General features: G+C 58.6%; 17 protein-coding genes and 1 pseudogene. 10 read left to right on the top strand and 8 right to left on the bottom strand.

Annotated features, from left to right (window positions below):
- Positions 1-120 precede the first annotated feature (120 nt).
- The 3 genes from ACA054_RS04445 to ACA054_RS04435 form a co-directional block, all read right to left on the bottom strand.
- Complete coding sequence (locus tag ACA054_RS04445) at positions 121-2,673, bottom strand: helix-turn-helix transcriptional regulator (RefSeq protein WP_497688347.1); 2,553 nt, start codon at positions 2,671-2,673, stop codon at positions 121-123.
- 140 nt (positions 2,674-2,813) lie between these two features.
- Positions 2,814-4,184, bottom strand: a complete 1,371-nt coding sequence (locus ACA054_RS04440; protein ID WP_497688346.1) for a DUF1329 domain-containing protein — start codon at positions 4,182-4,184, stop codon at positions 2,814-2,816.
- Between the two features lie 24 nt (positions 4,185-4,208).
- On the bottom strand, positions 4,209-6,002 hold the full coding sequence (locus ACA054_RS04435; protein WP_497688345.1) for a DUF1302 domain-containing protein: 1,794 nt from the start codon (positions 6,000-6,002) through the stop codon (positions 4,209-4,211).
- A 706-nt stretch (positions 6,003-6,708) separates the two neighbouring features.
- Between ACA054_RS04435 and ACA054_RS04430 the strand changes: the two genes are divergently transcribed.
- Positions 6,709-8,766: a pyocin-S2/colicin E7-DNase domain-containing protein gene (locus tag ACA054_RS04430; RefSeq protein ID WP_497688344.1), complete on the top strand. Its 2,058-nt coding sequence runs from the start codon at positions 6,709-6,711 to the stop codon at positions 8,764-8,766.
- Positions 8,753-9,013 carry a bacteriocin immunity protein gene (locus tag ACA054_RS04425; RefSeq protein ID WP_497688343.1) on the top strand — a complete coding sequence of 87 codons (261 nt, stop codon included), beginning with the start codon at positions 8,753-8,755 and terminating at the stop codon, positions 9,011-9,013. Before ACA054_RS04430 ends, ACA054_RS04425 begins: the two co-directional genes overlap by 14 nt.
- A 47-nt stretch (positions 9,014-9,060) precedes the next feature.
- Here the strand turns inward: ACA054_RS04425 and ACA054_RS04420 are convergent, their stop codons facing one another.
- The 4 genes from ACA054_RS04420 to ACA054_RS04405 all read right to left on the bottom strand — a co-directional run bounded on the left by ACA054_RS04420 (position 9,061) and on the right by ACA054_RS04405 (position 13,521).
- Positions 9,061-9,972 carry an SDR family oxidoreductase gene (locus ACA054_RS04420; RefSeq protein WP_497688342.1) on the bottom strand — a complete coding sequence of 304 codons (912 nt, stop codon included), beginning with the start codon at positions 9,970-9,972 and terminating at the stop codon, positions 9,061-9,063.
- Between the two features lie 1,240 nt (positions 9,973-11,212).
- Positions 11,213-12,115, bottom strand: coding sequence for an alpha/beta fold hydrolase (locus ACA054_RS04415; RefSeq protein ID WP_497688341.1), 903 nt, complete (start codon positions 12,113-12,115; stop codon positions 11,213-11,215).
- Positions 12,115-12,897, bottom strand: a complete 783-nt coding sequence (locus tag ACA054_RS04410; RefSeq protein WP_497688340.1) for a class II aldolase/adducin family protein — start codon at positions 12,895-12,897, stop codon at positions 12,115-12,117. Before ACA054_RS04410 ends, ACA054_RS04415 begins: the two co-directional genes overlap by 1 nt.
- 168 nt (positions 12,898-13,065) lie before the next feature.
- Positions 13,066-13,521, bottom strand: a complete 456-nt coding sequence (locus ACA054_RS04405; protein ID WP_497688339.1) for a flavodoxin — start codon at positions 13,519-13,521, stop codon at positions 13,066-13,068.
- Positions 13,522-13,623: 102 nt separating this feature from the next.
- On the opposite strand from ACA054_RS04405, the gene ACA054_RS04400 reads away from it, so the two are divergent.
- Positions 13,624-14,100 (top strand): PAS domain-containing protein, encoded by a 477-nt coding sequence (locus ACA054_RS04400; protein WP_497688338.1) that lies wholly within the window; start codon positions 13,624-13,626, stop codon positions 14,098-14,100.
- A 54-nt stretch (positions 14,101-14,154) separates the two neighbouring features.
- Positions 14,155-14,760: a hypothetical protein gene (locus tag ACA054_RS04395; RefSeq protein WP_497688337.1), complete on the top strand. Its 606-nt coding sequence runs from the start codon at positions 14,155-14,157 to the stop codon at positions 14,758-14,760.
- A gap of 3 nt (positions 14,761-14,763) precedes the next feature.
- Here ACA054_RS04395 and ACA054_RS04390 read toward each other — a convergent pair.
- Positions 14,764-15,723 (bottom strand): annotated as a pseudogene (locus ACA054_RS04390) (MerR family transcriptional regulator).
- A gap of 220 nt (positions 15,724-15,943) precedes the next feature.
- Here ACA054_RS04390 and folM point away from each other — a divergent pair.
- From folM to ACA054_RS04360, 6 genes are all read left to right on the top strand, one after another.
- On the top strand, positions 15,944-16,654 hold the full coding sequence (gene folM, locus ACA054_RS04385) for a dihydromonapterin reductase (protein ID WP_497688336.1): 711 nt from the start codon (positions 15,944-15,946) through the stop codon (positions 16,652-16,654).
- Between the two features lie 18 nt (positions 16,655-16,672).
- Entirely contained in the window at positions 16,673-17,248 is a 576-nt protein-coding gene (folE, locus tag ACA054_RS04380; protein WP_497688335.1) for a GTP cyclohydrolase I FolE, read from the top strand.
- Positions 17,249-17,250: 2 nt separating this feature from the next.
- The gene (gene folX / locus ACA054_RS04375; RefSeq protein ID WP_008054404.1) at positions 17,251-17,622 is read left to right on the top strand and encodes a dihydroneopterin triphosphate 2'-epimerase; all 372 of its coding nucleotides are present in this window, start codon (positions 17,251-17,253) and stop codon (positions 17,620-17,622) included.
- Between the two features lie 104 nt (positions 17,623-17,726).
- Positions 17,727-18,023, top strand: coding sequence for a DUF1244 domain-containing protein (locus ACA054_RS04370; protein WP_497637966.1), 297 nt, complete (start codon positions 17,727-17,729; stop codon positions 18,021-18,023).
- Positions 18,016-18,354 carry a HopJ type III effector protein gene (locus tag ACA054_RS04365; RefSeq protein WP_497688334.1) on the top strand — a complete coding sequence of 113 codons (339 nt, stop codon included), beginning with the start codon at positions 18,016-18,018 and terminating at the stop codon, positions 18,352-18,354. The genes ACA054_RS04370 and ACA054_RS04365 overlap by 8 nt, the downstream gene beginning before the upstream one ends.
- A gap of 253 nt (positions 18,355-18,607) precedes the next feature.
- A complete protein-coding gene (locus ACA054_RS04360) occupies positions 18,608-19,858 on the top strand; it encodes a 2-aminoadipate transaminase (protein WP_497688333.1) in 1,251 nt (416 codons plus the stop codon).
- Positions 19,859-19,934 lie beyond the last annotated feature (76 nt).

Genomic DNA, 19,934 nt, shown 5'->3' with positions numbered 1-19,934 from the left:
AATCTCAACTGAATGACTGAAATTCCCGGGGCGATTCAAAACTTATAAACACTCCAGCCATCGAAGTACACCCCGGAACTTGTGTGCATTCATGAACAGACAAAGACCTGACAATTCGCATCAAGTAACAATGCCCAATACTTTCGCCTTGGCCACGGCTTGCGTTCTGCGCTCCACTCCCAACTTCCCGTTGATACGTCGCGCGTGGGTCTTGACCGTATGTAAGGAAATGAATAACAGATCGGCAATTTGTTGATTGGAGTTGCCCTGCGCCACTAACCGGAGTACCTGTATTTCACGCTGGCTCAAGCGGTGTTGGGCTGCACCCGGCGCCAAGTGATCATCACACTCGGTCAGGCCAATGGCTTGCGGCAGCTGCGGCTGGCGCAACTGCAGATCGCGCAGGGCCTGTTGCAGGTTGCACCGCTCAACCAGTGCCAATCCTTGCGCCAGTGATTGCCGGGCAACGTCCGGGTCACCTTTAAGCCAGGCGACTTCAACCAAAGCAAGATGCAATTGCGCTTGCAGTGCCGCCATTCCCCGCTGACTGGCCTGTTGCAGTTGGGCTTCAAGCCGCTCCAGAGCCGTTTGCGCCTGCCCCAGGTAAACCTCGGTCAGGACCAGGAGATACTCCAGGCCGGCAATCAGCTCCAGCGTTGCCGGTGGAGCCTGGCGTGCACAGGGGCCGTGATAGTGACGCAGGACGCGTGTCAGGGCTTGGTGAGCCAATTCCGGTCGCCCTTGTTGCAGCCAGAAATGGATACTGGTGTGCAGCAAAACACCGCGATAAACCGTCTCGGGAATCCGCCGTTGTTGCATTAACCGTTCGGCGTCACGCAGCAGGTCGAAAGCCTGAGCGTAATCCAGGCGATTGGCCGCCAGCTGCGCCAGCCCCAGAAAACCATAAAGCGCTCGCTTGTCCTGGCTGCGCAAGCAGATCTGCAGGCCGGTCTCGAAGTACAGGGTCGCCTGCTGCTCCCGACCCAGACTCAAGTTCAATCGGCCACGACGCAGGGCGATTCGTCCCAACAAGGGTTCGGCATTCGAATGCTGCCGGCAGAGCAGGCTGTGCATGTTGGCGAGCAGGTCATCGGCCCTGCAGGACGCTCCGCGCTGCTCGAGCAACTGGGCGTGATCGAGCTCCAGCAACCCTTCGAAAACCAGTGATCCTTGCGCCCGGGCGAGGCACAACGCTTCGCGGTTAAGCGCCTGTGCGACGTCAAGTTCGCCCCGCAGCAAGGCTTGTTGCGTCAAACCGGACAGGCACATCAGCCTGGCAGGCCAACACTCGAGGTCGAGCTCGCCCAGCGCCTCGAGAAAGTGTGCCCGTGACGCGTCCATGCGCCCCTGCAAATGCAGCAACCAACCTTGTTGCGCCTGCCAACGTGCGATCAATTGCCGTTGAAGGGATGCCGACGGCTGGGGCGTGAATCGGGACAACTGTTCGATGCACTCGGCCGCCTGCTCGAAGCGCCCGGCAAACAACAGGGCCCCGGTAATCAGTCCCACCAGTTGCGGCGAGCCGAACATCAGTTCCTCGCCTCGTTGCTCGTGTAAACGCAGCAGCAGTACCACGGTCTGCTCTTCGAACAACTGCTCAAAACTGAAATGCTGCAACAGACTGACCGCGACCTCGAACTCTTGCGCGAGCAAGGCCTGTTCGAACGCGGCCTTCCAGTCCTGTTCGGCGACGAACCACTGACAGGCACGACGATGCCAGAAGCGTCCGGCCGGCCATTGTTCATCGCGCATCAACAGGGTCAGGGGAGCGAAAATCTGCAACCAGTCTGTCGAGTCTTGCCAGGGCTCGATGAAACAACCCAGAGCCTGCAACGCACTCAAGTATTGCGCGCCCTCGCCGGCGCCGAACAGGTGATCGCTGAGCCGAGCGTTGAATCGCGGCAACAGCGCCAGCACCCGCCAGGCCTCGGCAAGTTCCGGAGTCAGGTTGGCGAAGAGCTCATGCTCGAGGTAGTCGTGCAGGGTGTCCGGTCGACCGTAGAGGGTGCCGTGGCGTGTCCAGTCGCATTTTTGCAGCAGTGCAATCCGCACCCCGGCGCACCAGCCACCACTGTGGCGGAAAATCCTCTCGGCACCTTTCGCGGCCTGGGCCGGTTCCAGGTGATGCAACAGCTTTTCGATTTCACCTTGATTGAACGCCAGCGCAGCGCGCTCGCCATTGTATAGTTCATCATCCAGTAGTAACCGTGGCCAATTGCATTGCGGACGCCGCCGCCCACTCAGCCACCAGGTGACCAACGGGCTGCTGCCGGCCAGCAGCCGGTCGAGCAACAGGTCCAGCTCCGGGTGAGGAACACGGCAGTAGTCATCGATGAACAGCCAGGTCGCTGTCGGTAATCGAGCCAGGTGCTGCACCAATACGGACTCATCCGCCGTAGCCAGTCCCAGTGTCTGAGCCAGGCGCTGGCAAAAACCACCCACGCTGATCGCCTCACCCGCCAATGGCAGCCAGCGGACCTCACAGGTTGCAGGCGCGTTGAGCATGCACTCGACCAGCAGCGCGCTCTTGCCACTACCGGGCGGCGCACAGAGCAATTTCACCCGCGCCGTCGAGGTCAGCAACGGCTCGACCAGACGCGCACGATACAAGTGATGGGGAGACAATCGGGGCAGGAGTCCAGGACGGTCCAGACACGTCGTCATGGCAGTCATAGTGGTGCGCCTTTTTTATTTTTGTGGCGCCACCCTAGCCCTCTGTTGGGCGCTTGTTGAAGAAGTATTCAACGCACTGATCGAGCCCTATAAAAAAGGTGACCGCGAGGTCACCTTTTTGTGTAGCAGCTGTAGGAAACTTACCTCACACCTGTACTCCGTAGCGCCGCTGGCGTGTAGTCCCCGGCTTTGGCAGCGATGTTGAATTCGAAGCTGCGCTTCTCCTCATTCTTCATTCCCAAGGCGATATAACGACCGGCAATCAGGTCGTACAGCGCTTCGACCGTGTAGGCCGGGACCTGATGATCGTAGTAGAACTGCGCGTGCCCTTCGGCCACCCGCCAGAGTTGGCCACGACCGTCGTAGTGATCGGCCAGGGCCACCTGCCAGGTGTCTTCATCGATGTACATGTGACGCTTGGCATACACATGCCGCTCATTGGGCTTGACCGTGGCGACGACCTCCCAGACCCGATGCAGCTCATAACGGGTCAGGTCCTGATTGATGTGGCCGGCCTTGATCACATCCGTGTACTTGAGGTCGGGCGAGTCAAGTTTGTAGCTGTTGTAGGGGATGTACATCTCTTTCTTGCCGATCAGTTTCCAGTCATAGCGATCCGGCGCTCCGGAAAACATGTCGAAGTTGTCCGTGGTCCGCAAGCCGTCGGAAGAGGTGCCCACGCCGTCATAAGCCACTTGTGGTGCCCGTCGAACACGGCGCTGACCTGCGTTATAGATCCAGGCCTTGCGTGGTTCCTGGACCTGGTCGAGGGTTTCGTGAACCAGCAGCACGTTGCCCGCCAGACGAGCCGGCGCGGTCACTTCCTGCCTGAAATAGTTGAGGACGTTTTCATCGCTGCCAGGCTTCAAGTCACCCAACAGCGACGGCACCGCCACTTCGTCCTTGAAGCGGATGACGGTGAAATCGCCGTTGGACTGGGGCGTTGCCTGGGTAACGGTGCGACGCAGGTTACCGCCGTGGTAACGGGTGACGTGGTTCCAGATCACCTCGACCCCGTTCTTCGGAATCGGAAAGGCGTAGTAACGATTGCCGGTGAAATTGGCCAGGCCGTTGCCGTCGTTGGTCGGTGTCACATTCAGTGCGCTGCGCTTGGCCGCCTCATAAACTTCCGGCGGCAGCGCTGCGGTGCGATGGCTCGGATAGACCGGGATCCGGTAGGTCTCGGGGTAGCGCTTGAACATCGCGACCTGGCCATCGGACAGCTTGTCCTTGTACTGGTCGACCGTCGCCGCGGTGATGATGAACAACGGTTTTTCATTGGCGAACGGATCGGCCAAAAAGCCCTTGCTGTCCACCGCCCCCGCATTTTTCGGAATGCCGCCGGTCCACGGCGGAATCGATCCAGCGGCATTACCGGCCTTCTCCGCGCCCAGCGGGGTGAGGCTGGTACCAAGCTTGTTCGCTTCATCGGCCGATACCGCCGCCATCACGTTGACGGCCAGCAGACTCAGGGCCAGGGCGGTGCCCAATTGCAGAATCATCTTGCGCATCGAATTCATCCTTTTTCAGCCAGGTCAGAAGTTCACGCCAAAGCTCAACGCCACGAAATCGCGGTCTTCGAGCACGTTGTAGTCACCCCCGAAAAAGTCGGTGTAACTGAGGCTTGCGGTGTAGGTGTTGCGGTAGTCCGCATCGACGCCGAGGCTGACGGCCTTGGCACCTTCGTTGAACAGCCCGTTGGGGCCGTAGCCGGAGACGTCGTGGGACCACGACAGGTTGGGACGGAAATTGATCCCGGCGATGACGTTGTTGTAATCGAGGATGGCGCGGGCGCGATAACCCCAGGAGGTCGAGGTCACGAAACCATCGGTATCGCCGCCGAAACCGTATTGCCCGTACACCGAGTCGCGGCCGTAGCGCAACTTGCTGCGCGACTCCAGGCCACCGACGTGAACCACGGCCGCCTCACCCACCAGGGTCAGGCGATCCGCGCCCGCGACCTGATCGACGAAGTGCGTCAGGGTGCTCTGGATCTGGGTCACTTCCTTGCGACGGTAGCCTTTGTTGTCGGCGCCAGGCGAAGTCGCAATCGGCGACGCCGCGCCACCGGCGATCGGGTTGAGCATCGCCAGGGTCAGGTCGGTGCTGTTGATCTGCACCGGCGCGTTGGGGCGATAGCTGATCTCGCCGGTCCACGCTGTACCTGTGGGCAAGGTGGTGGAGAAACTCGCGCCATACAGGCGAATGTCTTCCGGGTATTCAAGGTAATACTGACCGCGACCAAGCATCACGCTTTGCGCCAGGGCCGAACCACTGCCAGGGGCGATGGCATTGGCCGTGGCGACGATTCGCGGAATGCTCGCCAGTGTCGCGAGACCGGCCGTTGTCGTACCGACATTCGGCGTGCGACTGTGATAGTTCATGAAGTACAGACCGTACTCGGTGTCGTCCCCCAACCAGCGCAACGCCGTGCCCCACTGTCCCGAATCGCGGGCATCACGGTCGCTGCCACGGGGAACGACCACGCCTTCGCGGGTAACCTCGAAACCTTGGCCAAAGGCAGCGGCAATCGGCTGCAATGGCGCAATGGCCGGGCTGGCCACGGTGTAGCCCTTGTCACAACCATCGGCCACCACGTCGACGCCAAAGAAGGTGCCGCAGTTATCGACGACGGTCTGGTCCCACTCCAGTTGATAGAAGCCTTCCACCGTCAACTTGTCGGTCAGGCCCTGGGAGGCAAACAGCATGTTGACCGGAATCAGGCCCTCCTTGATCTCGGCACCGGGACGGCGGAAGGCGGACACGTCGACCGGGTTGATGCTGTTGATCGAGTTGCCGATGAAGGTGCTTTCGCCCCAACTGACCACCTGCTTGCCGGCGCGCACCGTGCCCGGCAGATCAGCGATGGAATAGTTGTGATAGACGAAGGCGTCGAGGATTTGCCCACCGGACGACTTGGAACCTTCTTTGCGATTGTGATCGCTGATCGGCTTGAATGGCCGGTCTTCGTCCTTCAATTCGAAGTCGTACCAGTACTTGCCACGGACGAACACACCGGTGTCGCCGTACTTCAGCTCGAGGTCGTGAATGCCCTTGAAGATCTTCGAGAAGGTTTCACCCTTCCCGAAATTCTGCCGCCCGTCATCACCGGTCGACGCCTGCCCGCTGCCGCCGTTGACGATGCCGACCAGGGCATCATCGGCATCACGCATGCCCCAGCTCGCACCGACCGACAGTGACGAGTCAAACGTGCCCTCGATTTCCCCAATGTTGAATGAAAGAGCCTGCGCCTGGGCACAGCACCCCAAGGCCACCGCAACGGCCAGCGCCTGCGGTGTGAAGATGGCGCGCATTGTTGTTTTTGTCATGCGTCTTCCCCGGTGAGTGACAGAAGGCCACACCCTACTGCCGCACGCCGGGAGCGATAAGCGCACCAAGGAGGTATTCGTGGTGTCGCTCCAAAGGATGACTGCCTGCGTGGCACGGGGGATTACGCGGGGGCATAGACACACTGGATGTGGCGGCATCAATTGAAAACATGGTCTACGCTGCTGGCAGGCAGGACTGTTGCGCCAGCGGTAACGGTGCATCTCCGCGATCGCTATTTTTCGTTTGTCGGCAAAGACTTATTCTTGCCCTGCGCTTTCGGGACAACAGCCGCAAAGCGCGAAGCAACGGAAGGTGCCCTCGCCCTGCCGTTTGCGACAGATTTCAGATGATTTGAACGTATCGAGTCATCACCCTGTGTACATCGACGTTGATTTGTAGCTCCTGGATCCAACGTCTTCTTTGGCCGCTGCGTTTGCAGCGGCCTTTTTTATGGACGGTCGCCAGCCTGTTTCATTTGATATTAAACAAGTCTTACAGGGCACTTCCTATAACTACGTAAGAAATATCTTTGTGAACCGAAGATAGTCTCGCAATTACTTCCGCCCTAGCGAAATACCTTTCAAATACCCACGTAAAGGGCCACACAGTTCTCAGACCCATCGCTACTATTTTCGCGGTAATTTTATAAAGCACAAAAGCAAAGCTTAACTCTCAAACAGCGTGCAAATTCACAAGGATATGAATATGCAAAAGCTACCTGGACCACCACGTCCAAACCAATCAAGACCGGGCTATCTGGAAATTGATGGCTATGTCGATATAAGAGGCGTTGCGCCTGACCACATCAATATCCCGCCTAAAGGATCAAGTCATCTTAGAAATGGTCCATTCGGCTACGGTCGAGCAGAAAGTTTCGTTCAAAATCGGGCAGCCATTGTACGTAGAATTAACGAACTGGAACAGGAATATCAGATCAGATCCAGCCAACTATCTCAAACCATTGAGGCAGACCTGTCAGCAGTCAGATCAGAAAGTCCTAATGAGCCAGTTGCGCCGCTGCAGTCAATAATCCGCGAGCTACAGGTTCTAAATACACTTACTCAGCGAAAAACTGCAGAGCTCCACAATAAAACAACAACGGCCAACGCGTTTTATGGACGAAATCCATTTGACTGGAATATTCACGAGTACATGTTGAAAGCCACGAAAATGGAACAATGGCCGGGGCCGAACGGCATTGCCATGCGGGCTCTGAACCAATCACTCAGCGCCGCTAATGACACAAAACTGCTGTCTCAAACCTTGCAGTCTCTCCAGCAGCGAACTGTGAATCTTCAACATTCCTTCAATGCCATGCAGGCCGCTGAACAGGCGCGATTGGCAGCTGAACAGGAAGCTCAACGTGTCGCGGCTGAGCAGGCACGCATCAGGGCTGAAGCTGAAGCCTTGGCGTTTGCGCAAGAGCAGGCGCGGTTAACGGCACTGGCTGAAGCCGAGCGAGTGGCCGCCGAGCAAGCCCGGATTGCCGCTGAGGCTGCGGCACGGTACATCGCTGCTGAAAGGGCTCGCCTGGAAGCCGAGGCCGAGGTACAGCGTCAAGCCGAGCAGTTGCGTCTCGAAAATCAACGGCAGGCGGAGGAGCAAGCGCTCCGTGAGGCGATGGAGTTGCTGAATGCCAGCAAAGCTAGTCGCCCGTTTCCAGTATCGGGCGCAGCGGCGGCAAGCGGTCCGGTGTTCACTGTTGCAGCCGGAACACTGACAGTCGATGCGGTAACCACGCTCGCGATCAGGACCGCTCTACGCTCGGCAGCCGCCGCGGCAATCACGACTTTGGCAGCAGCCGTCGGGACAGCGTCCGGCGTCGTGATAGTTGTTGGCGTCGCAGCGCTTGTTTATTACGCATTACGGGATAACAAAGAACCGTACGCCTTGAGCGTGCCGCTCTCGGATCTAACGACCTACGACGCCGATGCACTGCATGCCATCGCCCAGGCAAATGGGGAAATCGAATTGCCGGTCGCGATCGGCTCCCGGACTGTGGGTAACACCACAGAGTTTTCCGTCGCAGCCACGAATGGCACCGCACTACCTCGAAAAGTGCCGGTGCGTTTCGCCACCTACGATCCGGTTCTAAACCTTTACAGGGCCGAGAACCCGGACGCCCAGTCCCCCGGCATGACATGGACGCCAATCGTCAGCCCGGGCAATGCATCAACGGCGCTTCCTGCGGCACAACCGGACGCTGCCCCCTACACCGGTGCTACCGCAACCGCTCTCGAAGGAAGGGTAGATACAAATCCGGAGCTGGATCTCTATAGCTTTGGGGGTGACATCTACGTATTCCCGATCGAGTCGGGTATTCCGCCTCAGTTTGTGATGTTCAGGGATCGACGGGACGATCCAGGCGCGGCTACTGGTTTTGGAGAACCTGCCCCTGGTATATGGCTAGGATCAGCCTCAGAGGGTAATGGGGCAGCGATCCCCAATCAAATCGCGGACAAACTCCGAGGACAAAATTTTTCTAATTTCAGGGCCTTTAGAGAGGCACTTTGGAAGGCCGCAGGTTCAGATCCCGAATTAGCAAAACAGTTTAGAGCTCATAATATAAAAGCAATGATGAACGGAAAGGCTCCATCTGCACGCGAGGACGATCATCTGGGAGACAAAATCAAATTTGAGCTTCACCATATAGATCTAATCTCAGAAGGCGGTGCCGTGTATGACATCGACAACATCAGAGTTGTCACGCCAAAAAGACACTCTGAACTGCACAAAAAGGTAAAAAACAATGAACAACATTAATTTTTCAGACTTTACAGAAACTGAATTTCTTGAGTTCGTCACAAGAATCTGCAATGCAGACTTTTCAACCGAAAAGGAGCATACAGATGCGATACTATTGTTTAAAAAGCTAACTGAGCACCCACATGGGTCTGATTTAATTTACTACGCAAATTCGGATGAAGAGTCCACCCCCGAAGCCATTATTGAAAAAGTAAAAACTTGGCGGCTAGCGAACGAAAAGCCAGGATTTAAAACCGAAGAATAAAACCTAAAAATGGGGATCAAGCATTTACGCTTGATCCCCTTTTTCTATTACAACGAATACTTCTGCAAATTTCCCATCATTTCCTTCAACGCCTCAATGTTGTCCTTCGGATGCGCGGCGCCCTCAAAATCACAAATCTGCTGCCAATGCGCCGCCACGTCTTCCGGCGAGAAACCAACCCGCGGATCAAATCCCGCACCGAGACTGCGTTCCCAGCGCACTTTGCCCATCCAGCCGCCGCCCACTTCGAACAGCCCCGAGGTTTCCTGGCAGTTTTCACTGGCCAGGTACACCACCAGCGGGCTGACCAGTTCCGGTTTGAGTTGTTCGAACACTTGCGGCGGGATCAGGCCTTCGGTCATGCGGGTGCCGCCGGTGGGGGCGATGGCGTTGACCAGGATGTTGTTCTTGCGGCCTTCGATGGCCAGGGTGCGGGTCAGGCCGTAGAGGCCGAGCTTGGCCATGCCGTAGTTGGACTGGCCGAAGTTGCCATAGATGCCCGAGGTGGACGCGGTGAAGATGACCCGGCCATAGTTTTGCTCGCGCAGGTGCGGCCAGGCGGCGCGGGTGACTTTGTAGGCGCCTTCGACGTGGACGCGGTAAACCAGGTCCCAGTCGCCATCGTCCATTTTGTGGAAGGTCTTGTCGCGCAGGATGCCGGCGTTGTTGACCACCACATCGACGCGGCCGAAGGCGTCGAGGGCGTGTTGAACGATTTTGTCGCCGTCGGTGACCGAGTCGTGGTTGGCCACGGCGGTGCCGCCGGCTTCGCGAATTTCGTTGACCACGCGGTCTGCCGCCGAGGCATTGGCGCCTTCGCCCTGGGTTGAGCCGCCGAGGTCGTTGACCAGTACTTTGGCGCCCTGTTTGGCGAACAGCAGTGCGTGCGCCCGTCCCAGGCCGCCACCCGCACCGGTGATGATCACGACTTTATCTTCGAAACGCACAGACTCATTCATGGGGAACTCCAGCAGGCCAGGGACATTGGCTTGGAGTTTCAGGCACGGCGGCGCGGGTCACAATGAATACGGGGAAGGCTGAATGGTGTGCGATAAGGTAGGGGGATGATGAGGCTAGGCGGTTTGAGGGCTTCCCTTAAACCATGGAATCTCCCACAGGGGGAACACGTTCACCTGAGATCAGGCCGGCCGGTCGGCCGCCTCGCTTTTGCTTTGGCTTTTGATTTTCTTGCCCCCTCACGCCCTGAGCCTATCCGTCAACCTGTGACGACCTCCATCGGCACCTCTACCAACGTTGATCCACTCCACGTCAAAGCTTGTGGGAGATTGTTGTCTGAGTACATTCCATTGCTGCGGTAACGGCCGCTTATGGTTTCGCCCTTACGGCGACTCACTTTTCCAAACGCCGGAATGCCGGCCCAGCGAAAAGTAAGCAAAAGGCTCTGCCCCACCACTCGGTGCCTCGCTAGGGCTCGGCATGCCCTCACTCCGGCATTGCTCCGTGGGTCGCCGCGATGGGCCATCCCTGGCCCAGCGCGGCTAAACCGGCGTCCTGCCGGTTTCCCCACTGCGCAATGCCTGCGTTCGGCCAGCGTGGTTTAACGGGGCGCTCGAGATCAAAAGCAAAGCGAGGCGGCCTGACAGCCGACCTGACTTTTATGTCCGTACCTGGATCCCCTGTGGGAGCGAGCCTGCTCGCGATGGACGTTAACGATAACGCGCCCTGTCTGGATGAACGCGTTGTCTGGACATTTATCGCGAGCATGCTCGCTCCTACAATTGGATCGCGGACAGACCTGCAATCAGGTCGGCTGTCAGGCCGCCTCGCTTTCGCTGTTGCTTTGGCTTTGGCTTTGGCTTTGGCTTTTGATTTTCTTGCCCCCTCGAGAGGCCGAGTGGAGGTTCTGCGTAGTGGGCAAACCGGCATGGATGCCGGTTTAGCCGCGCTGGGCCAAGGATGGCCCATCGCGGCGGGCCCACGGAGCAGGACCGGAGCGAGGGCATGCCGAGCCTAGGCGAGGCACCGAACGCCAGGGGCAAGAGCCCTTGGTTACTTGGGGCTTTTCCAAGTGACTCGCTGTAAAAGCGAAACCCTAGGTGGCCGTTATAGCAGGAACGGATATGTACTCCGTCAACAAACAATAGGTCGGCTGTCAGGCCGCCTTCGCGAGCAGGCTCGCTCCCACAGTAGATCGGGTACAGCCCTGACGTTCGGGCTGATTTCGGATGAGCGCGGTCCTTACGAACAAGCCACCTTCAGCGGTGGTGAAATCGACCGGTCACGAAACGCCAGGTAGTGCTTGAGCACCTGGCACGGCGCTTCGATCTGTGGGTAATGACCAATGTCGTCGAGCAGGACCGTGTCCGGGTTGGGTATCAGCTCACGATAGCGCGCGACCATGTGCGCACCGGAGATCGGATCGACCTCGCCAGCGATCACCCGCAGCGGTACTTCACCGCGTTGCATCGCGCCGACCCAGCGCTCGCGCTGGGTTCGCCGCTCGGGGATGTAGGCAATCAATTTATGCATGACCCGTGGCCCGTGATTGCTTTCAACCAGGCTCCAGAAATCATCCATCTGGCTCTCGCTGGGACGGGTCTGCGGGCCGAAGATCTGGCGGAAACTCTTCACCAGCCCATCACGACTGAAAGCACGGCCGATCATCCACCCCAGTGGGCTGAGCAGGAGTTTTTGCATTAGCACCGGGCGATGGGTTTCGGGGAACAGCCCGCCATTGAGGAACACGCAACTGGCGAGGTTGATGTCCGCTTCGTAATGCCGGGCCAACAGTTCCTGGGCCACGCTGTCGCCGTAATCATGGGCAAGCAGGTGCAGCGGCTGCTCGACCTTCAGATGCGCCAGTAGCGCCTGTTGCAGATCGGCCTGCTCCAGCAGGCTGTACTCGTGATTAACCGGTTTGGCCGAGTCGCCGAAACCGAGCATGTCACAGGCAATCACCCGATAGCGCTGGGCCAATGGTTGCCAAAGGTAATGCCAGTCCCAACTGGCGCTCGGGAAGCCATGGATAAGCAGCAACGGCTCACCCTGCCCCGCTGTCCAGTAACGGATGGCCTGGCCACGGTACATGAAGGTCTGGCTGCGCTTGCGCCAGACACTCAGGGGAATCTCGGCGAGTGGCATTAGAGTTTGTATCCCGGGTCCAGTTTATCGAGCTTGCGCAGCAGCGCCGGCCAGGCCAGCGCTCCGCCCATTCCTTGAGCACTTTTGGTGACACCGGCGATCATCGCCTTGGCACCCGCCAGAATCTGCGGTTCGATGGCAATCAGCTCAGCGCCACCGTTCTGCGCCATGACCTGAATGTCGCAGGCGCGCTGAAAGATAAACATCATCAGGAAAGTGTCGGCGATGCTGCCGCCGCAGGTCAGGAGACCGTGGTTGTGCAGCATCAGGAAATTGTTTTCACCGAGGTCGGCTTGCAGTCGCCCCTTTTCCTCGTGGTTGAGCGCAACACCTTCGTAGGCGTGATACGCCAAGCTGGACAGGACAAACAGCGACTGCTGGCTGATCGGCAAGATGCCTTGTCTCTGCGCCGACACCGCCACGCCCGAAGCCGTATGAGTGTGCAGCACGCACACGACATCGTGGCGAACCTCATGCACCGCGCTATGGATGGTGTATCCCGCCGGGTTGATCTCGTAGGGGCTGTCCATCAACTTGTTGCCGGCCTGATCGACCTTGACCAGGCTCGACGCGGTCATTTCGTGAAACATCAAGCCGTATGGGTTGATCAGGAAGTCTTCGGTGCCCGGCACCTTGGCGGAGATGTGCGTGAAAATCAGATCATCCCAGCCATGCTGGGCGACCAGGCGGTAGCAGGCAGCGAGGTCGACGCGGGTCTGCCACTCGGCAGCGCTGACCTGGTCTTTGACATTGGAGGGGGACTGGACGGGGGCAACGCTCACGACAAGGAACCTCGGTTTTTATTATGGAGTGTTTCCAATGACTACCGAGTCTAGTCACCCTCCGAGGTTCGGGTAGTTGCATTGGCAGCCAGCTTGATGGCCGAGCGAGTCAGTGATCCGAAGAGTTTGGATCACTGGCCTGGCTGCCGGGTGCACCAGCGTTGCCGATCAGGCCCGCAGAGCTGTGACCAGTTCCGCCAACCAGGGCTCGGCATCCGCTTCCGGAGTCACGCTTTCACTGGCATCCAGGCGCAGCATCGGCAGGACTTCGCGAATGCCCAGCTCACCGAACAACTCCCGCATCAGCTCGCCACCGCCGCAAAACGTATCACCATAGCTCGCATCGCCCAGGCCGATCACGGCCCCCGGCAAGCCTCGCCAGGCGGCGGGCAACTGGTCGCGAATCATCGAGTACAAGGGTTGCAGGTTGTCCGGTAGCTCGCCCATGCCGGTGGTCGACGTCACCGCCAGCAAGGCCTCGGGACCGAAACCTTGAAGATCGGCGAGGCTTGCCCGGGGGTTGTGGAAGGTTTCGAAACCGGCGGTTTTCAAAATGCTGGCGGCGTGGCGGGCAACTTCTTCAGCCGTGCCGTACACCGAGCCGGAAATGATGGCGACTTTCATCAATCTGATCCTGAAGCTGAATAAAAGACCGGGATATTAACAGCACGGTCTGCATTGTTCTTTTAGAATCCCACAGACAACCAACAAGGAAGGGTTTCACCGATGATCAACGCGAAACTGCTGCAGCTGGCGATCAACGCCTCCAACGACGGCATCGTGATTGCCGAAAAAGAAGGCGATCAAGACAAGATCCTGATCTACGTCAACCCGGCATTCGAACGCCTGACCGGTTACACCAGCGAAGAAATTCTCTACCAGGACTGCCGCTTCCTGCAGTCAGGGGACCGCGATCAGGATGCCTTGCCGAAGATTCGTGACGCACTGAACAGTGAAGGCGCCTGCCGGGAAATCCTGCGCAACTATCGCAAGGATGGCACTCCGTTCTGGAACGAACTGTCGCTTTCAACGGTGAAAAATCCAAATGATGGGCAGGTTTATTTTATCGGTGTGCAGAAGGATGTGACCATACAGGTCAAGGCGCAGCAGCGCGTGACGCAGCTTGAAGCGCAACTGGCGCAAGTCCAGGCCGAGCTTGATGCGCTGAAAGCGACGAACGGCAAAAACAAAACAGCGAATTAATTGTCATTAACTACAATCACCAGTGCCTCTGTAACTAAATCTTTCGAGCCCACCATGCAACGCGACGCGCTCCTGACCCAGGATGAGCTGGATTTTATCCAGACCATGCAACACAACCCGCAGCTGAATGTGCGGGATGCGACGTCGAGCCTGCTCGTCAATGGTGGATCGCAGATCCGTGACCTGCTAACGCGCCTGGCAGCGCATGAGCAGGTCACCCTTCAAGCCAACTTCGAAAACCAGCAGATGACCTTCCCCCTGCACCTGGTGGAAGACGAGTTTCATGCCATGCATCTGCGCCTGGGCGTGCCCAGCATTTATGAAGGCGGGCCATCGGTCCGGCCATGGCGGCTGGTGCTCGACGAGCCGGTGGCACTGGAAAATGCCAAGGGTCAACCCGGCACCCTGTGGGTGCACGAAGTATCGTTCAAAGGGGTTTTGCTGGAGATTCGCAACAAGACCAAGGCACCCAAGCACTTCGCCCTGTGGTTCAGCCCGTCAGGCTATGAGCGAATCGCCCTGCGTGGGACCCTCGAAAAAGAAACCGATCAGGGTTTTTATGCCTACCAGCTGAGCCAGAACGACCTGGATGAAACCGAGCGCCTGCGCCAGTTCATTCTGCAACAGCATCGCTTGACCCATCCTACCCTGCACCTCTGACACTCAGGTATCCAGGCTGCCGGCCAGAAACTGGTTCAGGCGCTGGCGCATCACCGTGCCCTCGTTTCCCAGGCAACCGATCGACGACCCGGCGAGGCTTTCCTGCGCCAGGTCACAAGCCTAACCGGCCAGCAACAAGGGGCAATCCAGGCTCATCGCCAGACGATTCAGGCGCTGAGGCAAATCGGAGGTGGGGACGTGGTTGGAAAACAACACCAGCGCCCTGGGCTTGATCCTCTCGCAGACCAGGGCCAGTTCGTCGAACGGTTGCCCGGTAGTCAGCACCCGCACACCCATTTGATCGTTGCCGAGGAACAGGGCGGCGATCAGCAACTCAAGTTCGCGACACTGGCCTGCCAAGGCGCTGACGATGACTCGCCTGGGGTCCCTGTCACGGATCAGCAGCAGGCGCTGCACCACCCGAGAGCGTAGAAAACCATCGAGGAACAACCACTCGCTGGCCCGGCCAAACGTATCCTGGCGCTGCAGCAATTGCCTCCACAGCGGAAGAATGATGTCCTGGAAAACAACCGACTGCGAGTAGCTGGAAAAAATCTGCCCGTAGACCTGCTCCAGCCGGGTGTCGTCGAACGCATTGACCGCGACCGCAAGCTGATGCTGCCACTGTGCGTAATCCGCCTGCACCAGATTGCTGGGGATGATGTGGGCCAATGCCTGTAACGGCGCTGCCTTGGCCAGGATCTTGCCGATCTTGCTGACCGCTACACCGCGTGCGATCCAGTTGAGGATGCTTCGGACCCGCTCGATATCGCTCATCGAATACAGGCGATGCCCGCTTTCGGTGCGAGTGGGCACAATCAGGCCATGACGTCGCTCCCACGCGCGAAGCGTGACAGGATTCACACCGGTCAGGCGTGCCACCTCGCGAATTGGAAAAAGCTCTTCCCGTTCCAGGGAGAGCGCCGGTGACACATCCAGGTCAACGTCGGTCAAGACAGGCATTTGTAGGCCTACATCCATGTATTAATCAAGGCCCATTTTACCTCCGCTGCACCTCAATGATTCAAGAAATAGATTGTTACCGAGGTCACCGACGTCGCAGGTAGAATCAGGAATAGTATTTGCTTGTCCCAAGATGTCGCGGGCAAGCCTCGCGCCTACAAAAGCCACCTGATGGCTTGTCGCTGGTATAGTTTTGCTCTTACCGCGACGCGAGCCGTTCATGACCTCTTCCGCAGCCCCCATTCTCATCACCGGTGCCGGCCAGCGTGTCGGCCTGCATTGCGCGCAGCGATTGCTCGAAGACGGCCACCGCGTGATTTTCAGTTACCGCAGCGAACGTCCCGGCGTGCAAACCCTGCGTGACCTGGGGGCGATCGGGCTGTTCGCGGACTTCTCCAGCGAAGCCGGGATCGTCACCTTCATCAGTGAATTGAAAACACAGACCGACAGCCTGCGGGCGATTGTCCATAACGCCTCCGAATGGCTGGCCGAAGCCCCGGACACCGATGCCACCGCATTCACCCGCATGTTCAGCGTGCACATGCTGGCGCCTTACCTGATCAACCTGCATTGCGCCGACCTGCTCGAACGCTCAAGCCCCGCCGACATCGTGCACATCAGCGATGATGTGACCCGCAAGGGCAGCAGCAAGCACATCGGCTACTGTGCCAGCAAAGCCGGGCTCGACAGCCTGACCCTGTCCTTTGCCGCCAGGTACGCGCCTGGCATCAAGGTCAACGGGATCGCGCCCGCCCTGCTACTGTTCAATGCCGACGACGATGCCGCCTATCGCGCCAAGGCACTGGCCAAATCCGCGCTGGGCATCGAACCTGGCAGTGAAGTGATCTACCAGAGCCTGCGTTATTTGCTCGATAATCCATATGTCACCGGCACGACCCTGACCGTCAACGGCGGAAGGCACATCAAATAAGTGTCCCGAGGATCTTCCATGACGCTTTCCCTACCCCAGAACCGCCTGTCACAGAGCTATCGCGAGATCCTCATCGGTCTCGGTGAAAACCCTGACCGCGAAGGCCTGCGTGACACGCCGCTGCGCGCGGCCAAGGCCATGCAGTACCTGTGTCACGGTTACGAGCAATGTGTCGAGGAAATCATCAACGGTGCCTTGTTCGCTTCCGACAACGATGAAATGGTGATCGTCGACAACATCGAACTCTATTCCCTCTGCGAACATCACCTGCTGCCCTTCATTGGCAAGGCGCATGTGGCTTATATTCCAACGGGCAAGGTGCTGGGCCTGTCGAAGATTGCGCGGCTGGTGGACATGTTCGCCCGGCGCCTGCAGATCCAGGAAAACCTCACCCGGCAAATCGCCGACGCCGTGCAACAGGTGACCGGCGCGGCAGGCGTCGCCGTGGTCATCGAAGCGCAGCACATGTGCATGATGATGCGCGGCGTCGAGAAACAGAATTCGACCATGAACACCTCGGTGATGCTCGGCGCCTTCCGCGAGTCGGCCAACACCCGTCAGGAGTTCCTGCAATTGATTGGACGGAGCAAGTAGCAATGCCACAACTTCAACCAGGCATGGCGCGCATCCGGGTCAAGGACCTGTGCCTGCGCACCTACATTGGCATCAACGAAGATGAAATCCTCAACAAGCAGGATGTGTTGATCAACCTGACCATCCTCTATGCTGCCCAGGAAGCGGTGCGCGACAACGATATCGATCACGCGCTGAACTACCGCACCATCACCAAGGCGATCATCGCCCACGTGGAAGGCAATCGATTCGCCCTGCTCGAACGCCTGACCCAGGAGCTGCTGGACCTGGTCATGGCCAATGAGTCGGTGCTGTACGCCGAAGTCGAAGTCGACAAGCCTCATGCCCTGAGATTCGCCGAGTCGGTGTCGATTACACTCGCGGCAAGCCGCTAAGCTTCAAGCTTCAAGCTTCAAGCTTCAAGCGGTAAGCTACAAGCCACCGCAATCCATCTTGCAGCTTGAAGCTTGCCGCTTGAAGCTGTCTCGAAGAGACCCCTATGACCGATCAAGAACGCCTTGAGCTCGAAGCCGCCGCCTTCCGCCGGCTGGTGGCCCACCTGGACAGCCGCAAGGATGTGCAGAACATCGACCTGATGAACCTCTCGGGTTTCTGTCGCAACTGTCTGTCCAAGTGGTACAAGGCAGCGGCCGATGAACGCCAGATCGAGGTCAGCCTCGATGAAGCCCGCGAAGTGGTCTACGGCATGCCATACGCCGAGTGGAAAGCCCAATTTCAGCAAGAAGCCAGCGTCGAACAACAAGCGGCGTTTGCCAAAGGAAAACCCAATGAGTGATTTGAATACCCTGCGCACCAGCCTCAAGAGCGGGGAACACGTCTTCGCCGATACCCTGGTGTTCATTGCCGCCGGTTATGACTACCAGCCCCAGGCCTTCAACAATGGCGGCGTGGAAAACGCCGCCGGGCAGAACGAAGGTTCGTGCAAGACGCTGGGCCTGGCCCTGCTGGAAGGCCTGAGCGATGAAGAAGCGCTGCTGGCGTTCGGCGAGCATTACCGTTCAGTGCTGGCGACACCCGAGGGCAGCGATCACGGCAATATCCGTGCTTTGATTGCCCATGGCCTGGCAGGCGTAAAATTCACTCAGCCACCACTGACCCGCCGCTGATCTAATTTGCTGCCGATTAAACTTGTAGGAGCGAGCCTGCTCGCGATGGACTGAAGAACGCCACGGGGTGTCAGGCTCCCAGCGTTATCGTTCACGACCATCGCGAGCAGGCTCGCTCCCACAGGGACAGCGTTCACAGCGCTAAGCACATCCCGACTTTTAAGATTAACCCGGCGACTTTATTTCGTTTGCCGGGCACCGCTGCTCCCGGCTTAGATAAAAAGAAGCCCTCCTTCTTCCGAGCCGGTCATCCATGCGCAGCGAATCCATCAGCCAGTCGATCAATATCGTTCACCCTGTCACGCTCAGCCACGGCAAAAACGCCGAGGTCTGGGACACCGATGGAAAACGTTACATCGACTTTGTCGGCGGCATCGGTGTATTGAACCTCGGCCATTGCCATCCGCGCATCGTCGAGGCCATCCGCGAGCAAGCCACCCGACTGACCCATTACGCCTTCAATGCCGCGCCGCATACGCCCTACATCGAACTCATGGATCGCCTGACGGCATTTATCCCGGTGGATTACCCGGTCAGCGGCATGCTCACCAACAGCGGCGCCGAAGCGGCCGAGAATGCGCTGAAGATCGTCCGCGGCGCGACCGGGCGCACAGCGGTCATTGCCTTCGATGGCGCCTTCCACGGCCGCACGCTGGCCACCCTCAACCTCAACGGTAAGGTTGCGCCGTACAAACAGAAAATCGGTGTGCTGCCTGGGCCGGTGTATCACCTGCCGTTCCCCAGCCGGGACAACGGCGTGACCTGCGCCGAGGCTCTCAAAGCCATGGAACGCCTGTTCAGCGTCGAAATCGATGTCGAGGACGTGGCCTGCTTTATCGTCGAACCGGTGCAGGGCGAAGCGGGTTTCCTGGCCATGGATGTCGAGTTCGCCCAGGCGTTGCGCAAGTTTTGCGACGAAAAAGGCATCGTGCTGATTGCCGATGAAATCCAGTCCGGCTTCGGCCGCACTGGCCAGCGGTTTGCATTCTCGCGACTGGGCATCGAACCGGACCTGATCCTGCTGGGCAAAAGCATCGCCGGCGGCGTTCCGCTGGGTGCGGTGGTCGGGCGCAAGTCGCTGCTCGACAACTTGCCCAAGGGCGGGCTCGGCGGCACCTATTCCGGCAACCCCATCGCTTGCGCCGCAGCGTTGGCGACCCTGGATGAAATGACTGACGCCAATCTGCAAGCCTGGGGTTCGCAACAGGAAGAAGCGATTGTCAGTCGCTACGAAACCTGGCGCGCGAACAAGCTGTCGCCGTATCTGGGTCGCTTGACCGGCGTGGGCGCCATGCGCGGCATCGAGCTGATCAACGCCGACGGCACACCGGCTTCGGCGCAGTTGACGCAACTGCTGGCACTGGCCCGGGACGCCGGTTTGTTGCTGATGCCCAGCGGCAAATCGCGGCACATCATTCGGCTGTTGGCGCCGTTGACGACTGAATCTGCGGTACTGGAGGAAGGCCTCGACATTCTCGAAGCGTGCCTGAAGAAATTGGCCTGAACATACGCCCCCCTGTAGGAGCTGCCGCAGGCTGCGATCTTTTGATCTTGGTTTGTTTAAGATCAAGATCAAAAGA

The organism is Pseudomonas sp. LBUM1653 (assembly GCF_059716115.1).
This window is presented reverse-complemented; position numbering and strand designations above follow the sequence as displayed.

What these genes read in the sequence shown, in the direction of transcription:
- ACA054_RS04445 (WP_497688347.1), bottom strand. Translation starts at nt 2,673, where the DNA reads ATGACTGCCATGACGACGTGTCTGGACCGTCCTGGACTCCTGCCCCGA.
- ACA054_RS04440 (WP_497688346.1), bottom strand. Translation starts at nt 4,184, where the DNA reads ATGCGCAAGATGATTCTGCAATTGGGCACCGCCCTGGCCCTGAGTCTG.
- ACA054_RS04435 (WP_497688345.1), bottom strand. Translation starts at nt 6,002, where the DNA reads ATGACAAAAACAACAATGCGCGCCATCTTCACACCGCAGGCGCTGGCC.
- ACA054_RS04430 (WP_497688344.1), top strand. Translation starts at nt 6,709, where the DNA reads ATGCAAAAGCTACCTGGACCACCACGTCCAAACCAATCAAGACCGGGC.
- ACA054_RS04425 (WP_497688343.1), top strand. Translation starts at nt 8,753, where the DNA reads ATGAACAACATTAATTTTTCAGACTTTACAGAAACTGAATTTCTTGAG.
- ACA054_RS04420 (WP_497688342.1), bottom strand. Translation starts at nt 9,972, where the DNA reads ATGAATGAGTCTGTGCGTTTCGAAGATAAAGTCGTGATCATCACCGGT.
- ACA054_RS04415 (WP_497688341.1), bottom strand. Translation starts at nt 12,115, where the DNA reads ATGCCACTCGCCGAGATTCCCCTGAGTGTCTGGCGCAAGCGCAGCCAG.
- ACA054_RS04405 (WP_497688339.1), bottom strand. Translation starts at nt 13,521, where the DNA reads ATGAAAGTCGCCATCATTTCCGGCTCGGTGTACGGCACGGCTGAAGAA.
- ACA054_RS04400 (WP_497688338.1), top strand. Translation starts at nt 13,624, where the DNA reads ATGATCAACGCGAAACTGCTGCAGCTGGCGATCAACGCCTCCAACGAC.
- ACA054_RS04395 (WP_497688337.1), top strand. Translation starts at nt 14,155, where the DNA reads ATGCAACGCGACGCGCTCCTGACCCAGGATGAGCTGGATTTTATCCAG.
- folM (WP_497688336.1), top strand. Translation starts at nt 15,944, where the DNA reads ATGACCTCTTCCGCAGCCCCCATTCTCATCACCGGTGCCGGCCAGCGT.
- folE (WP_497688335.1), top strand. Translation starts at nt 16,673, where the DNA reads ATGACGCTTTCCCTACCCCAGAACCGCCTGTCACAGAGCTATCGCGAG.
- folX (WP_008054404.1), top strand. Translation starts at nt 17,251, where the DNA reads ATGCCACAACTTCAACCAGGCATGGCGCGCATCCGGGTCAAGGACCTG.
- ACA054_RS04370 (WP_497637966.1), top strand. Translation starts at nt 17,727, where the DNA reads ATGACCGATCAAGAACGCCTTGAGCTCGAAGCCGCCGCCTTCCGCCGG.
- ACA054_RS04365 (WP_497688334.1), top strand. Translation starts at nt 18,016, where the DNA reads ATGAGTGATTTGAATACCCTGCGCACCAGCCTCAAGAGCGGGGAACAC.
- ACA054_RS04360 (WP_497688333.1), top strand. Translation starts at nt 18,608, where the DNA reads ATGCGCAGCGAATCCATCAGCCAGTCGATCAATATCGTTCACCCTGTC.